Origin of the sequence: Pseudomonas sp. FR229a, from assembly GCF_030209115.1 — a bacterium.
Lineage (GTDB): Bacteria > Pseudomonadota > Gammaproteobacteria > Pseudomonadales > Pseudomonadaceae > Aquipseudomonas > Aquipseudomonas moraviensis_A.
This window is the reverse complement of sequence record NZ_JARVSP010000002.1, coordinates 184,289-199,996: the sequence shown is the minus strand read 5'-3', so window position 1 is coordinate 199,996 and position 15,708 is coordinate 184,289. Positions and strand designations below refer to the sequence as shown.

The window sequence follows — 15,708 nt, the reverse complement described above, 5'->3', positions numbered from 1 at the left end:
AAATACCTGACACGTGATGGGAATAATGAACACCCCAGAGCCTGCCTTGAAACACCCGGCCAAGGCAAGCCCCGACATGTTCGCCAGCCCTAGAACATTTCACCTTTCGTGGCTTTGTCCAGTAGCAGCGCTGGCGGCGTAAAACGCTCGCCATATTGCTCGGTCAGATACTGCGCACGCGCGACAAAATCCTTCAGGCCATACTGGTTGATGAACTGCAGCGCACCGCCGGTCCACGCAGCGAAACCGATGCCGAAGATCGACCCGACGTTGGCATCCGCCGTTGAGGTCAGCACGCCCTCCTCCACACAGCGCACGGTTTCGATGGCCTGCACAAACAACAGACGATCGCGCACATCCTTTGCCGGAATCTGTCCGTCGACTTTCTCGAAACGCGTTTTCAGCTCCGGCCAAAGATGCTTCTGGGCAGCCGCTGGATATTCATAAAACCCGCCTCCGGCGGCTTTGCCTGGTCGCTTGAATTCATTGAGCACCAAGTCAATCACGGCGAAGGCCGGGTGCTCAATCAGCGGTTTCCCTTCAGCCTGTAAGTCCTTGGCCGTCTGCTGCCGGATATGGCTCATCAGGCTGAGGGAAACTTCGTCGGAGATCGCCAGAGGCCCGACCGGCATCCCGGCCTTGCGCGCTTCAGTCTCGATCATCGGCGCACTGACGCCTTCGCCGAGCATGGCAATGCCTTCGTTGGTGAACGTGCCGAATACCCGCGAGGTAAAGAAGCCACGGCTGTCGTTGACCACGATCGGAGTTTTCTTGATTTGCAGGACGAAATCGAAACCGCGGGCGAGGGTTTCGTCGCTGGTCTGCGCGCCCTTGATGATTTCCACCAGCGGCATTTTTTCCACCGGACTGAAGAAATGCAGGCCGATGAATTTGCTTTGATCGGGCACGGCCGTCGCCAGGCCGGTGATCGGCAGGGTGGACGTATTGGAAGCGATCACTGCTTCGCCACCCACCACCTGTTGCGCGGCGGCAGACACCTTGGCTTTGAGTTTGCGATCTTCGAATACCGCTTCGATGATCAGATCGCAACCGGCCAGATCGGCATCGCTTTCGCTCGCAACGATCCGCGTCAGTACTGCCTCGCGCTGTTCGACAGTCATCTGGCCACGGGTAACTTTTTTATCCAGCAGCGCCGCGGAATGCGCCTTGCCTTTTTCCGCAGCGGCGAGGTTGATGTCCTTGAGCACGACGTCGATACCGGCCGAGGCGCTGACAAACGCGATGCCCGCGCCCATCATGCCAGCGCCGAGTACACCCACTTTCTTGGTTTTATAAGGCGCAAAACCTTGCGGTCTTGAACCGCCGGCGTTGATTTCGTTCAACTGGAACCAGAACGTGCCGATCAGGTTTTTCGAGATCTGCCCGGTCGTCAGTTCTGTGAAGTAGCGGGTTTCGATCAGGTGCGCCGTGTCGAAATCGACCTGAGCACCCTCCACCGCCGCGCAGAGAATCTTCTCCGGCGCTGGCAGCGTGCCTTGAGTCTTCGCGCGCAGAATCGACGGCGCAATCGCCAGCATCTGCGCCACTTTTGGACTGGACGGCGTGCCGCCCGGAATCGGGTAACCCTTGACGTCCCAGCGTTGTACCGCGGTCGGATTAGCGACAATCCAGGCGCGCGCCTTGGCCAGCAGCTCATCGCGATCCGCCGCCAGTTCATCAATCAGCCCGGCCTGCAACGCCTGTTGCGGGCGCACCTTCTTGCCCTCGAGCAAATACGGCAGGGCTTTTTCGATGCCGAGCATGCGCACCATGCGCACCACCCCGCCGCCGCCCGGCAACAGGCCCAGCGTCACTTCCGGCAGACCGAGTTGCACCGACGCATCATCCACAGCGATGCGGTGGTGGCAGGCCAGGCAGATTTCCCAGCCGCCACCCAGCGCAGCGCCGTTGATCGCCGCAACCACCGGTTTGCCGAGGGTCTCAAGGCTGCGCAACTGCGCCTTGAGGGTCAGCACCATGTCATGGAAGGCTTTGGCTTCGGGCTTGCCGACCTTGATCAATTCATTGAGGTCGCCGCCAGCAAAGAAGGTTTTCTTCGCTGAAGTGATGATCACCCCGGCAATGCTGTCTTTTTCCGCTGACAAACGCGCAACGCAAGCGGCCATGGCCTCGCGATACACTGCGTTCATGGTATTGGCACTCTGGCCCGGCATGTCCATGGTCAGCACGACGATACCGTCCTGACCTTTTTCGTAACGAATCGCTTCGCTCATAACAGGGTTCCTTGAAGTCGGGGCTCAGAGGCGTTCGATGATGGTGGCAATGCCCATGCCGCCGCCGACGCAGAGTGTCGCCAGGCCGTAGCGCAGGTGACGCGCTTCCAGTTCATCGAGCAGGGTGCCGAGGATCGCGCATCCAGTGGCGCCCAGCGGGTGGCCCATGGCGATCGAGCCGCCGTTGACGTTGACCTTGTCCGGGTCGACGGCCATGTCCTTGATGAACTTCAACACCACCGAGGCAAACGCTTCGTTGACCTCGAACAGATCGATGTCTTCCACGCGCAGTCCGGCCTTGGCCAGCGCTTTGCGGGTTGCCGGCGCCGGGCCGGTGAGCATGATCGTCGGGTCGGTACTGGTGACGGCAGTGGCGACGATGCGCGCCCGTGGCTGCAGCCCTAGCGCACGGCCCTTGGCTTCGGAGCCGATGAGCATCAGCGCCGCACCGTCGACAATCCCGGAACTGTTGCCCGGCGTGTGCACGTGGTTGATTCGCTCGACATGGCTGTAGACCCGCAACGCCGTGGCGTCGAAGCCCATCTGCCCGATCATTTCGAAACTCGGCTTGAGCTTGCCCAGGCCTTCAAGGGTCGATTCGGCGCGGATGAACTCATCATGATCGAGCAGGATGATGCCGTTCTGATCCTGCACCGGCACCAGCGACTTGTTGAACGAGCCATCAGCTCGCGCCCGTGCAGCTTTGTGCTGCGAGTGCAGCGCGTAGGCATCGACGTCCTGTCGGCTGAAGCCTTCGAGGGTGGCGATCAGGTCGGCGCCGACGCCTTGCGGGGTGAAGTGGCTGTGCAGGTTGGTCTGCGGGTCCAATGCCCAGGCGCCACCATCGCTACCCATCGGCACCCGCGACATCGACTCGACGCCGCCGACCACCACCAGATCTTCAAAACCCGAACGCACTTTCATCGCGCCGAGATTCACCGCTTCCAGACCTGAAGCGCAGAAACGGTTGATCTGCACACCGGCGACGCTGACGTCCCAATCGGCTACTTGCACCGCCGTTTTGGCGATATCGGAACCTTGATCGCCGATCGGCGTGACGCAGCCGAGGACCACATCATCGACCTGACTGGTGTCCAGCGCCGTGCGTGCCTGCAAGGCGCTGAGCAAACCTGCTACCAGATTGACCGGCTTGACGCTGTGCAGCGCGCCGTCGGCCTTGCCTCTGCCACGCGGGGTGCGTAACGCATCGAAAATCAAAGCTTCAGTCATGACGTCCTCGAACCTGATTCAGTGTCGTTGCACTTTCGCCCTGCGCAGTCCGGCAAGCAATGACCACATTGCTCAACGCGCTTGACGCACGCGCTCAGACGGACGGTCATCGGACCTCAGGTGAACCGGTTCAGGTCGCCGAGTTGTCTAGCCAGCGGGCGGCAAAGAAGCTGGCAATACGCCTCATGCCTTTTTTAAAGCTTTTTTCAAGCGCTCCATATGAAATGGATCTAAGCCAACGCGGACGTGGGCCCTAAGGTGAACATGTACGCCATCGTCGTCGGGTTTTGCCGAGACGGGCGTCCTCCAACAGGAAGTGCAACGCGTGCCGTCATGGATCTGCAGTCAGGCACGCATCAGGAAATAACAATAAAGGCGGTCAAGCCATGTTCAAACAACCGAAAGTACGTCAAGCAGGACTCATTCTTTTCGCCACGACGCTGTTGTTGATCTTGCCGAATCTGACCAAGGTCATCGGCTGATTCAAGCGCCGCGTGCTGTATATCGCCGCTGAAAATGTGACTGGCCCGCTACCCGGGCCAGCGTGGTTGTGCCAACCTTTGCGCACTTACACGACATGGACGGCGGTCATTTGAAAACGCTCATTGCGCTCAGTGCCTTGCTGCTGAGCTTGCCCTTGTCTGCCGCACAACTGGATCTGCAGTTGGGCGCAAACAGCCGCACCTGGCAGACCGAGGAACTGCTCAAGCATCCTCAGCTGCAAACCCTCACGATCAACAATGATGTTTCCTACAAGAAGGACATGACCTATCAGGCCGTGCCCTTGGCCGCGTTGCTGACGGGCGTCAGACCTGAGGACCACTTGCAAGCGGTGGCGCTGGACGGCTTTGCCGCAGAGTTGGCCGCTGCGCCTTTGCTGAACGAGAACGGCGCACGCGCATGGCTGGCAATCGAGGATCCGGCACGGCCATGGCCACCGTTGTCCGCCGGCAAGCACAGCGCCGGGCCTTTCTATCTGGTCTGGACCGATCCGCAAGCCGGCAAGATCAGTCCCGAGCAGTGGCCGTTCGAAGTCGCCAGCCTCAAGTTGATGGCGCCGGTGGCCCAGCGTTTCCCTGCCCTGCTGCCCGATCCGGCATTGAAGGCCGATGATCCGGTGAACCAGGGCTTTGCCTTGTTTCAGAAAAACTGCCTGGCGTGTCACCGGTTGAATGGTGCCGGTGATGCGCAGTTCGGGCCGGATCTGAATATTCCGTACAGCCCGACCGAGTATTTTGGTGCGGACTTCCTGAAGCGCTACATCCGCGATCCGCAGAGTTTGCGCCAGTGGCCGCAGGCGAAGATGCCGGGGTTTTCGGCGCAGGTGTTGCCGGACGGGGATCTGCAAATGCTGGTGGCCTATCTCAAGCACATGGCCGGTCGCAAGATTAAGCCCTGACACCAATTCCTTGTAGGAGTGAGCCTGCTCGCGATGGCGGCGTGTCAGGCGATACAGATGTGACTGTCACGCCGCCATCGCGAGCAGGCTCACTCCTACAGGGGATTGTGCAGATCCTTATTGCTGCTGGACGGAGATGATCGGCGTCGGCGAGACGAACACTTTCGCGTGCATCTGCTCGCAGCCGCCGCCCCGGCGCATGCCGCGTACCGGGCAGGCATCGAGATAATCCAGGCCCACCGCCAGTTTCAGGTGGCGCTCCGGGCGCGCCAGTTGGTTGGTCACGTCGAAGCTGTACCACGCGTCATCCAGCCACGCTTCCGCCCAGGCATGGCTGGCCAGATGCTCGCAATCCTCGCTGTACAGATAACCCGAGACATAACGCGACGGTATGCCGAGGCTGCGCGCGCAGGCGAGAAAGGCGTGCGCATGATCCTGACAGACCCCGGCGCGACCGGCGAAAGCTTCGGCGGCGCTGGTGTCGACCACGGTCGAGCCCGGCGTGTAGGTCATGTGCTGATTCAATGCGCACATCAAATCGATCAGCGCGGTGCGATCACGCCGTTGCTTGCAATTTTTCCCGGCAAACTCGCGCAAGGCTTCATCGGCTTCTGTCATGCGCGTGAAGCGCAGGAACGGCAGCGCTGACTGGCTTTCATGTTCGGCCTCGCGCAATTCATCGATATCGACCTGACCACGGGCACCAATGATGATCGCTTCGTGGGGCTCGTCCATGGTCAATACATGCAGGATGTTGCCGAACGGATCGAGTTGCGCACGCACCGGGCGCGGTAAATCCAGCTGCCAACTGAGCACGTGCTGACGCTCGCTGTCGTGAGGCGTCAGGCGCAGGTACTGGATGCTCGCGCGCACCTGATCTTCGTAGTGATAGGTGGTCTCGTGGCTTATGGAAAGTCTCATGCAGCCTCCAGGTAGGAACTGTGAATGGCGTTGCCCAACTGGCGCACCAACGGGATGAATTCGGTCAGCCAGGCGTGCAGGCCTTCTTCGAGGATTTCGTTGATGCCGGTGTAGCGCAGGCGCGCGTCCATTTCCGCCGCCAGGCGTTGTGCCGGGCGGCCGTTGGCGCCGGGCAGTTGCGCGAGGATCTGGTCGATTTCTTCGGTACAGGCACGCAGCGATCGAGGTACATCGGCGCGCAACAAAAGCAATTCGGCGACGTGCCGGGCGCCGGGCGCATCGCGGTAGATTTCGGTGTAGGCCTCGAACGACGACAACGCCCGCAGCAGCGCACTCCATTGGTAATAAGCGTGCGCCGTGCCATCGCTGACCGCTTCGGCCTGATCGCCGGCCATTTCGTAGCGGGCATCGAGCAGGCGCAGCGTGTTGTCCGCGCGCTCGATGAACGTGCCCAGACGGATGAAGCGAAACGCGTCGTTGCGCATGATCGTGCCGTAGGACGCGCCACGAAACAGATGCGAGCGCTCCTTGATCCATTCGCAGAAACGGCTCATGCCGTAGCGGCTCAGACCCTGTTCGGCGATGCCGCGAATTTCCAGCCAGGTTGCGTTGATGTTTTCCCACATGTCGGCGGTGATTCGCCCGCGCACCGCATGGGCACTGGCCCGCGCCGCGCCGAGGCAGCTGTAGATGCTCGCCGGGTTGGCCGCGTCCAGCGCAAAGAAATGCAGCAGGCGTTCGGCGTGCAGATCGCCGTGGCGGTCATGGTAATCATCGAGAGTGCCGGTAATCAGCAACGGCATGGCGAGTTCGTGCAGACCATCGCCGCGCCCGTCCTGCGGCATCAGCGACAGTGAATAACTGATGTCGAGCATGCGTGCGAGGTTCTCCGCACGCTCCAGGTAACGCGACATCCAGTACAGATCCGAGGCAGTTCTACTTAACATGGCAAGCTTCCTTCAATCCTCGACTACCCAGGTGTCCTTGGTGCCGCCGCCCTGGGAGGAATTCACCACCAGGGAGCCTTCACGCAACGCGACACGGGTCAAACCTCCGGGCACGACCCGGGTCTCGCGGCCGGACAGTACGAACGGGCGCAGGTCGATATGGCGCGGCGCGATGCCGTTTTCGACAAAGGTCGGGCACGTCGACAGCGACAGCGTCGGCTGCGCGATGTAGGCATGGGGCTTGGCTTTGATGCGCTCGCGAAAGGCATCGATTTCCGCGCTCGTCGCGGCCGGCCCGACCAGCATCCCGTAACCGCCGGAGCCCTGGGTTTCCTTGACCACCAGATCCGGAAGATTGGCCAGCACGTGGGACAGCTCGGACGGGTTGCGGCATTGCCAGGTCGGCACGTTCTTCAGAATCGGCTCTTCGTCGAGGTAGAAACGGATCATGTCGGTGACAAACGGGTAAACCGATTTATCGTCCGCCACTCCGGTGCCGATGGCATTGGCCAGCACCACATTGCCGGAGCGATAGGACGACAGCAGCCCCGGCACGCCGAGCATCGAATCCGGGTTGAATGCCAGCGGGTCGAGGAAGGCATCGTCGAGGCGGCGATAAATCACATCGACGGCTTTCGGGCCGTCGGTGGTGCGCATGAACACCTTGTCGTCGCGCACGAACAGGTCCGCGCCTTCCACCAGTTCAACGCCCATTTCCCGCGCGAGAAACGCATGCTCGAAGAACGCGCTGTTGAAGCGCCCCGGCGTCAGCACCACCACGCTGGGGTTGTCGATCGGACTTGAGCTTTTCAGGGTGTCGAGCAGCAGATTGGGATAGTGATCGATCGGGGCGATGCGCTGAGCGGCGAACAGCTCAGGGAACAGCCGCATCATCATCTTGCGGTCTTCGAGCATGTAACTGACGCCGCTGGGTGTGCGCAGGTTGTCTTCGAGGACGTAATAAGTGCCATCGCCATCGCGCACCAGATCGACGCCGGAGATGTGCGAATAGATGTCGCGGTGCAGATCCAGGCCCTGCATTGCCAGCTGGTATTGCTCGTTGGCCAGCACCTGTTCGGCGGGAATGATCCCGGCCTTGATGATGCGCTGCTCGTGGTAGAGGTCGGCGAGGAACATGTTCAGCGCCTTGACCCGCTGGATACAACCGCGCTCGACGATTCGCCACTCACTGGCGGGTATGCTGCGCGGAATGGTGTCGAACGGAATCAGGCGCTCGGTGCCCTGCTCGTCGCCATAAAGCGTGAAAGTGATCCCGGCACGATGGAACAGCAGATCAGCCTCGCGTCGGCGTTGCGCAAGCAACTCGTCGGGCGTCTCGGCCAGCCAGCGGGCAAATTCCCGGTAATGCGGGCGAACCAGTCCGCCAGCATCGTACATCTCGTCAAAACAGGTGCGGATCATGCCGTACTCCTTGTCACTCCGGACATACAGGCCTTCGCAAGGCCCGTGCCATCGGCATAAACGCTTTGAATTCAATCGGTTGTGGATCCACGCCAAAGGCTGCGCACCATTCCTGTGCGGCAAATGCCCCGACCCGATTGCCCCCGCTTCATTGCGACGCACTGCGTCGCCTATCACCAGCATAGTCAGAGTTGATTTCACTGCCCGGCAGCGACTGCGGATAATCCGCGCATTCGCTGCAAAACTTCATCGGCATCGCGCTGCAAAGCTGACCGCCAGATTGACCTGGACTGCCTTGCCAGCCCCGCCCCGCAAAGACTTCACTGCATACCCGTCTTCCCTTTTAGCCACCCTCTCCGGTGGCTTTTTTTTGGTTTTTTGAAATATTTTGAATGCAAAAGCAAAAGATCGCAGCCTTCGGCAGCTCCTACACGATCACCTGTAGGAGCTGCCGAAGGCTGCGATCTTTTGATCTTTAAAACGACAACGGCCGACCCGAAGGTCAGCCGTTGCCCGATACAAAATGCTCAAGCTCAATTCAGGCGGTAACGATTGCGCACCTCCTGCTTCACGCCCCACCCCTCGATAATGCCGCCCAGCGGCTCGACCACGGCGGAAAAGCCCTGCTCGAAATCGCCAATGTCGTCGTAGGTTGCGTACATCACTTTGCTCAATTCCAGCGACCAGGCGCCGTCGTCGCGCGCACTGACCTGGGCATTGATGGACTCACCGCGAAATTTGCCTGCTGCCCTGCGCGCCCGCTCCTCGTCCGGGAAAATCGCGTAGAACTCGATGGGATGGAACCGGGAAAAATCGAAACCGCCTTCTTTCATGCGGCGCAGAACGTTGCTGCTGATGTCTTCTTGATAGGCTGTGCTCATGAATCGTCCCCCTCGATTGATGGATAGACTTTCCGTATTCCCGCCCCGGGCCTTTTGGCCTAAGTACTACGGCAACGTGGTTGCGCGCGGGAAACAAGCATGTAGCTGACAAGACCAGACCTTAGCGATCCATTCGCTGATCTCGCTTGCAGAGTAGCCCCAAGAGAGCGCCGCTGCCAAGGCCTGGTTTACGAGATGACAGGATGTGTTCAGACAGGTGTGATGCTGCGGATTTCGATGCCGTTCTGGGTCTTGAGGTTTTTCACCCCGGCATCGGCGGTGCGCCCTTCCAGATCATTGAGATCCAGCTGGGCGGCGACCGGAAGAAGCCGCTCCTTGATCAGCCGCGCGGCTTCATCATCGGACGGGCATTCCTCACGTTCGAAGATCTCATCAACGATTTCACCATGATCATCCACGAAAGTGACTTTCCACTTTTGCATCAGTGCCTCCTCGATCAACCCGTAAATGGGCTTACCTTTATCTCGACTTTTTTCCGCGAGAGTTGGTTCAAAAGGATTACAGCCGATGATCGTGAATTGTAGGAGTGAGCCTGCTCGCGATTGCGGTCTGCCAGTCACAGATACATCGACTGGGAAAAAGCTATCGCGAGCAGGCTCGCTCCCACAAAGAGGTTTTGCGGGGAAGTATTAGTCGTTGCTCGGCTTGTTCACCGCTTGCAGCACGTATTGCGGCAGAGCGAATGCGCCGATGTGGATTTCCGGGTTGTAGTAGCGGGTAACGATGCCGCTGCCGATGAAGCGCTGTTGCAGGGTTTCACGGCTGAGCTTGCGGTAGGCCGGGTTGGTCGAGCCCCAGGCGAAGGTCATCGAGCCGCCGATGTAGGTCGGCACGGCGGCCTGGTAGAAGTGCCAGTCCGGGAACAGGCTGCGCAGGCGGCCAGCGGTGGTTTTGACTTCGTCGATCTGCATGAACGGCGTGCCGTTCTGGGTGACGAGGATGCCGCCTTCGTTCAGGCAACGGTGGCACGCCTGGTAGAAGTTCTCCGAGAACAGCACTTCGCCCGGGCCGATCGGATCGGTGGAGTCGGAAATGATCACGTCGAATTTTTCAGTAGTGGTAGCGACGAAACGCATACCGTCATCGATCACCAGGTTCAGGCGGGGATCGTCGTAGGCACCGGCGGAATGGTTCGGCAGGAATTCCTTGCACATGTCGACCACGGTGCCGTCGATTTCGACCATGGTGATGTGCTCGACGCCGGCGTGCTTGGTCACTTCGCGCAACATGCCGCCGTCACCGCCGCCAATGATCAGCACACGCTTGGCAGTGCCGTGGGCAAGGATCGGCACGTGGGTGAGCATTTCGTGGTAGATGAATTCGTCGGCTTCGGTGGTCTGGATCACGCCGTCCAGCGCCATCACCCGGCCCATGCGCGGGTTCTGGAAGATCACCAGATGCTGGTGCTCGGTGCGCACTTCGTGCAGCAGTTTTTCCATGCGAAAACGCTGGCCGTAGCCTTCGTAGAGGGTTTCCAGGTACTCGCTGGTCTTGGTGACGGTCATGGTCAAGTGCTCCGATAAATGCGCGGGCGCCATCGTGGGGACGATTGCCCGGGAAAGGCGCGCATTCTACGTTGCCGAAGATGACAGGTCGAACCTCAGCTCGTTTTTTACCACCGCAAACCACTGTGGGAGCGAGCCTGCTCGCGAAAGCGGAGCATCAGTTGCCGGTGATGGCGACTGACACAACGTCTTCGCGAGCAGGCTCGCTCCCACAGGGATGACAGTGTGATCGAAAATCAGCTCAGATCCGGACGTTGCCCCGTGGCCCGGCAATCGCCCAGATGATCAGGCCCAGCACCGGCAGGAGGATGATCAGCAACACCCAGACGATTTTCATCCCGGTGGAGGCGCCGCTTTTCAGCACGTTGATGATGGCCCAGATGTCGAGGGCAAGGATGATCAGGCCAATCAGACCATTGAACGTGGAACCCATGGTGTCGCTCCAGAATAGTGGCATGCACTTTTAGGATAGACGGTCGCGCGCAGGGTTCCCTTTTATTGCGTTCAGACGTGAACGGCGACCTTCAAGGCCTCCAGTGCCGGCGCAGCGACGATGCCAATCCCGGCGCACAACTCGAGCACGCGTGGCACATCGTTGCCGTAGACCAGGACCATTTGCAGTTCATCGTCGAGCAACTGGCTGAAGTTCATCAGCGTGTAGCCGCCGTTTTCCTTGTTCAGGCTGCTCATCTGCACCTGAATGCGGTTGAGTGCGGTCAGCGCTTCGGTCTTCGCCAGTTGCTTGGGCTTGAGGTTGAAATCCACACCCGGACCGAACGAGGCAACGATTTGTGCGAACAGATCGACGTAGGTGTCGGCCTGGAACAATACCGTTTCCGGCAGGCTACCAACCACCACCCACTCACCCAGCGGAATCGGGAAAGTGTCGTCGTAGTTGATGTCCGGGTTGGCTGTCAGAAAAGCATCGGCATCGGCGTAGGCCTGCGCGGCTTCGTCGGCCACTTTCAGGATCTCGTCCTCGCCCATGCAGCCGGAGCTGATTTTGCTGATGAGTTCGACGAGTGCGGCTTTCATGAGGCGGATCCTGTGATGGAGGTAGATTTTGCGGGCGCGAAGAATAGCGCAGAACAGCAAAAGATCGCAGCCTTCGGCAGCTCCCACAGATTCTGCGCGTGACTGCGGACCGGCTGCGATCTTTTGACGTTTATGAAGCCAACAACTTTTCCAGCTGCGCGGTGGTATCGACTGCGCCCATGGTCCGGGCCGCATCCAGCGCGGTGACGCCATTGGCGTCCTTGGCTTTCGGGTCGGCACCCTTGCCGATCAGGTAATCGACGATTTCAACGCGGTTGAACATCGCCGCCATCATCAATGCCGTGCGGCCGTCGAACGACGAGCCTTCGATTTCGGCGCCCGCCTCGACCAGCGCTCTGACCACCGCCAGATCGCCTTTGAACGCAGCGCCGGCAATCGGGCTCTGGCCGTTGCCATTGCGCATTTCCGGATCGGCTTTGTGTTTAAGCAGGACCTTCACCGCATCGACATGGCCGTAGTAGCTGGCGAGCATCAGCAGCGTGTCGCCCTTGCTGTTTTTCAGGTTCACCGGCAGCCCGGCAGTCACCAGGCGATCGAGCATCTCGGCATCACCGTCGCGCGCCTTGTTGAAAACCTGCTCGGTGAATTCGGCAGCTTCCTCAGGGGTCATCTGGCGGCTTTGGTCAGACATGTGGCACTCCATTTCGGTCTATCGGAAAGCCGACAGTTTCCCGAGCGCGACGGTGGCTGTCACTCGGTTTTTTCCGAGCGGCGCGATAGCCACACTCAATACCGATGTTTGCCCTGTTGAATGTCAGCGAGGATTTCCTCACTGACATGCACATAGGTTGCGCTGCCCGGCAGCCAGGCGAAGATCGGGTCATCGCCCGTAAGACCGGGGTCGAAGCCCTCCTTTTTCAGGCGGGTCTTCTGGTATTTGAAGGTTCCCGTGGTCTCCATTTTCACCTTCACCCGCAGGAACAACGGCACGGCGTAGGCCGGCATACGCTGCCGGGCGAAACTCAGCAATTCGGCGAAATCCAGCGTGGCCAAGGATTCGGCGGGCGTGATTGCAGCCATCCCCGCACGTCCGTTGGTATTGGGAATTTCTACGCCATACGCCACCGCTTCAGAAATCAACGGATGCTGCAGCAACAGGTTCTCGACTTCGGTGGTCGACACGTTTTCACCCTTCCAGCGATAGGTATCGCCGAGGCGATCAACGAACTGCGCGTGACCGAAACCGATGTTGCGCAGCAGGTCGCCGGTGTTGAAAAAACGATCGCCCTTGTTGAACACATCGCGCAGTACGACGCGGGCGGTTTTCTGCGGTTCGGTGTAACCGTCCAGCGGTGCCTTGTCATCGATTCGCGCCAGCAGCAGGCCCTGCTCGCCCTTACCGACCTTGCGCATGAAACCATCCTCGCCACGGAGCGGCTCGCCGCTGTCGTGATCGTAGGCAACCAACTCCCAGGCCATCAGCGAGAAGCCGACGGTGTTGTCGAAATTGAGGATGTTGCTGAAACCGATATTGCCGTCGCTCGCCGCGTACAGCTCACAGATGTGCTCGACGGCAAAACGCGTCTTGAACTCGGCCCAGGCACCTGGGCGCAAGCCATTGCCGATCATCTTGCGGACGTCGTGGCGGCTGTCATCGGCGCTGGCCGGTTGCTCGACCAGATAGCGGCACAACTCGCCGACATAACCGATAGTGGTCGCGCGATAGCGACGCACATCATTCCAGAACTGACTGGCGCTGAATCTGCGCCGGATGGCAAAACCCGAAGCGCCGTTGATCGCCGATCCCCAGCACACGCACAGGCCGGTGGCGTGATACAGCGGCAGGGTGCAGTAGACGACGTCGTTGGGGCGCATATCGAGGGCGATCATGCCGAAGCTCGCCGAGCTGCGCATCCAGCGGCCGTGCTTGAATACTCCGGCCTTGGGCAGGCCGGTGGTGCCGGAGGTGTAGATATAGAAACAAGGATCGTCGAAGAAAATCTGCGCGCTGCTCGGCGGGTTATCGCTGCTGGCGTCGGCACTGGCGCTGATCAGATTGACGTAACCGTCGGGCGCGATGCCCGGATGGCTGTAAGTGTCGTGATCGGCGACAAACCATGTGCGCGGTGCAGCGATAGAAACTTGATCACGCACGCCGGCATAGGCCGCCGTCAACTCTTCGCCGACCACGATGGCCACGGGTGCGACCAGGTTGATGCTGTGGATAAGCGTGTCGCGTATCAGCGAGGTATTGAGCAGCGCACTGACCGCACCGAGCTTGGCCAGCGCGAGAATGGTCACCAGCAATTCCGCACGGTTCTCGATGAACACCGCGACCACATCACCCTTGCCGATGCCCTGCTCGCTCAGATAATGCGCGATGCGATTGGCCCACTGGTTGACCTGCGTGTAGGTCAGCGCAACGTCATCCTGCATCAACGCCACGCCGTCTGGATTGCGCAGCGCCGCTTGCTCGAAGGTCCAGCCGAGGCCACACGTTTGGGTCGGATCCGTGACGTTGGCCACCTTCATACCTTTCACCACTCGGGGGATGGCTTTGGCGATCATCGGCAGTTTGCGGAGCATCATGCTCCAGGTAATCGTGTCGCTCGGTGCGTGACGCATGAAAGCTCCCCGTTCGACCCGGGCGTGCGGATCGCTGTTCTTGTTATCGGGTATGGCTGCAACCGACGCGTTTATGTCGAGGGTCGAGAAGGAAAGTACGTCAGCGCTCGCGGGGCTGTACACGCGGTTTTTGCAATGATTTGTATCCCGCCGCACCGACGAGGTGGGCGTCGATTCTGGTACGGACGTTTGGTTCCGTAGCGCAGAGAAAAATCACGCAAAATGCAGGATGCACGATGGCCATTCATGCAGATTGCACGACACCTGCAAAATGCAATGCTTTTAACGTGTTGATTTTAAAGGGATTTTATTCGCACCAATACTGGCACAAACGCTGCAACTACCTCCGCATGCTTGCCATTCAAGTACATACGGAGCTGATGACATGAGCCTGATTCAAGAAAAATTTACATCGCTGTTCTCCAACTACGAAGTCAGCACTGCCCCACGTCCTGACGGTGGCATCCTGCTCACTCTGCGTAGCAGCGACGGCAAAGTCTTCAAACGCGCACTCTCGTATCAGCAACTGCACGCCGGTGACCAACTGTCCTGGGCGATCAGCGCGATCCGCCGTGACCTGGCCGAACAAGCCAGCGAGTTGCCGCAAATTGCGATGCTGCAGAGCCAGCAGCGTTTTGCCCTGCCGACGTATCACTCGCTGTAAGTTGCTTTAAACAAAAACAGGCCGTGGAGCATGCGCTTCACGGCCTGTTTGTTTATGTCTGCGACATATCTACTGTGGGAGCGAGCCTGCTCGCGAATGCGGTGTTGTCAGATACAAATTACTTCACTGACACATCGCTTTCGCGAGCAGGCTCGCTCCTACAATTTCCACTGTAGGGTCAGAACGCTTCCGGTTCGATTCCGGTAAAGCTGTCCACCGTGACATGCCCCGGCAACTCCGCGCCTTCACGCGCCAGGCCGCAGGTCTTCAGGCCCGCTGACTGCGCAGCATCGAGCTCTTCGACGATGTCCGACAGAAACAGGATTTCATCTGCTTCAACACCGACCGCCTGCTGAATATTGCGATAGGACTGCGCCTCACGCTTGGGCCCTGATGTGGTATCGAAATAGCCGCTGAACAGCGGCGTCAGATCGCCCGCCTCCGAACAACCGAAGATCAGCTTCTGCGCCTGGATCGAGCCGGACGAGTAAACAAACAGCTGATACCCGGCCGCATGCCAACGTTGCAGCGCTTCGACTGCGTCCGGATAAACGTGACCTTTCAGTTGCCCGGCCTGATAGCCCTGCTCCCAGACCATGCCTTGCAATGCCTTGAGCGGCGTGGCCTTGCGGTCTTCGGCGATCCAGCTCAAGAGGATTTCAACGACGCGTTCAACGTCGGCGTGCGCCTCATTGCTGTCGCGGCGTACGGCGTCGAGCTGCTCAGCGACGTCGGTGCGGGAAGCGTTCTGGCGCACGAAATCCGGCAAGTGTCTGGCGGCGTAGGGAAACAGCACATCGAAGACGAAACTCACCGCGCTGGTGGTGCCTTCGATGTCGGTGAGGATGGCTTTGATCGACACG

At 59.7% G+C, this 15,708-nt stretch carries 15 protein-coding genes; 2 read left to right on the top strand and 13 right to left on the bottom strand.

The window, feature by feature from the left end; all coding sequences use genetic code 11:
- Positions 1-89: 89 nt before the first annotated feature.
- Positions 90-2,234: a 3-hydroxyacyl-CoA dehydrogenase NAD-binding domain-containing protein gene (locus QRN33_RS02285; RefSeq protein WP_285406611.1), complete on the bottom strand. Its 2,145-nt coding sequence runs from the start codon at positions 2,232-2,234 to the stop codon at positions 90-92.
- Positions 2,235-2,258: 24 nt separating this feature from the next.
- Complete coding sequence (locus tag QRN33_RS02280; protein WP_042608482.1) at positions 2,259-3,464, bottom strand: acetyl-CoA C-acetyltransferase; 1,206 nt, start codon at positions 3,462-3,464, stop codon at positions 2,259-2,261.
- Positions 3,465-4,041: 577 nt separating this feature from the next.
- Between QRN33_RS02280 and QRN33_RS02275 the strand changes: the two genes are divergently transcribed.
- On the top strand, positions 4,042-4,863 hold the full coding sequence (locus QRN33_RS02275) for a c-type cytochrome (protein ID WP_258640934.1): 822 nt from the start codon (positions 4,042-4,044) through the stop codon (positions 4,861-4,863).
- Between the two features lie 117 nt (positions 4,864-4,980).
- On the opposite strand, the gene QRN33_RS02270 is transcribed toward QRN33_RS02275, so the two are convergent.
- From QRN33_RS02270 to QRN33_RS02225, 10 genes are all read right to left on the bottom strand, one after another.
- On the bottom strand, positions 4,981-5,784 hold the full coding sequence (locus tag QRN33_RS02270; RefSeq protein ID WP_042608484.1) for a transglutaminase family protein: 804 nt from the start codon (positions 5,782-5,784) through the stop codon (positions 4,981-4,983).
- Positions 5,781-6,731 (bottom strand): alpha-E domain-containing protein, encoded by a 951-nt coding sequence (locus tag QRN33_RS02265; RefSeq protein ID WP_042608485.1) that lies wholly within the window; start codon positions 6,729-6,731, stop codon positions 5,781-5,783. The genes QRN33_RS02270 and QRN33_RS02265 overlap by 4 nt, the downstream gene beginning before the upstream one ends.
- Before the next feature lie 12 nt (positions 6,732-6,743).
- A complete protein-coding gene (locus QRN33_RS02260) occupies positions 6,744-8,153 on the bottom strand; it encodes a circularly permuted type 2 ATP-grasp protein (RefSeq protein ID WP_042608486.1) in 1,410 nt (469 codons plus the stop codon).
- A gap of 533 nt (positions 8,154-8,686) precedes the next feature.
- The gene (locus tag QRN33_RS02255) at positions 8,687-9,034 is read right to left on the bottom strand and encodes a ribonuclease E inhibitor RraB (protein ID WP_003223226.1); all 348 of its coding nucleotides are present in this window, start codon (positions 9,032-9,034) and stop codon (positions 8,687-8,689) included.
- A gap of 209 nt (positions 9,035-9,243) precedes the next feature.
- On the bottom strand, positions 9,244-9,477 hold the full coding sequence (locus QRN33_RS02250) for a hypothetical protein (protein WP_042608487.1): 234 nt from the start codon (positions 9,475-9,477) through the stop codon (positions 9,244-9,246).
- 207 nt (positions 9,478-9,684) lie between these two features.
- Complete coding sequence (gene speE, locus QRN33_RS02245) at positions 9,685-10,560, bottom strand: polyamine aminopropyltransferase (protein WP_016773785.1); 876 nt, start codon at positions 10,558-10,560, stop codon at positions 9,685-9,687.
- A gap of 241 nt (positions 10,561-10,801) precedes the next feature.
- Positions 10,802-10,993 carry a PLDc N-terminal domain-containing protein gene (locus QRN33_RS02240; RefSeq protein ID WP_016773784.1) on the bottom strand — a complete coding sequence of 64 codons (192 nt, stop codon included), beginning with the start codon at positions 10,991-10,993 and terminating at the stop codon, positions 10,802-10,804.
- 71 nt (positions 10,994-11,064) lie between these two features.
- Complete coding sequence (locus QRN33_RS02235) at positions 11,065-11,595, bottom strand: hypothetical protein (RefSeq protein ID WP_042608488.1); 531 nt, start codon at positions 11,593-11,595, stop codon at positions 11,065-11,067.
- 130 nt (positions 11,596-11,725) lie between these two features.
- On the bottom strand, positions 11,726-12,247 hold the full coding sequence (locus QRN33_RS02230) for an ankyrin repeat domain-containing protein (RefSeq protein ID WP_042608489.1): 522 nt from the start codon (positions 12,245-12,247) through the stop codon (positions 11,726-11,728).
- 95 nt (positions 12,248-12,342) lie between these two features.
- Complete coding sequence (locus tag QRN33_RS02225) at positions 12,343-14,181, bottom strand: long-chain-acyl-CoA synthetase (RefSeq protein WP_285406600.1); 1,839 nt, start codon at positions 14,179-14,181, stop codon at positions 12,343-12,345.
- Positions 14,182-14,566: 385 nt separating this feature from the next.
- Here QRN33_RS02225 and QRN33_RS02220 point away from each other — a divergent pair, with 385 nt between their 5' ends.
- On the top strand, positions 14,567-14,845 hold the full coding sequence (locus tag QRN33_RS02220; protein WP_016773780.1) for a DUF3509 domain-containing protein: 279 nt from the start codon (positions 14,567-14,569) through the stop codon (positions 14,843-14,845).
- A 178-nt stretch (positions 14,846-15,023) separates the two neighbouring features.
- On the opposite strand, the gene mtnC is transcribed toward QRN33_RS02220, so the two are convergent.
- Positions 15,024-15,707, bottom strand: coding sequence for an acireductone synthase (gene mtnC, locus QRN33_RS02215; protein ID WP_285406598.1), 684 nt, complete (start codon positions 15,705-15,707; stop codon positions 15,024-15,026).
- Position 15,708 lies beyond the last annotated feature (1 nt).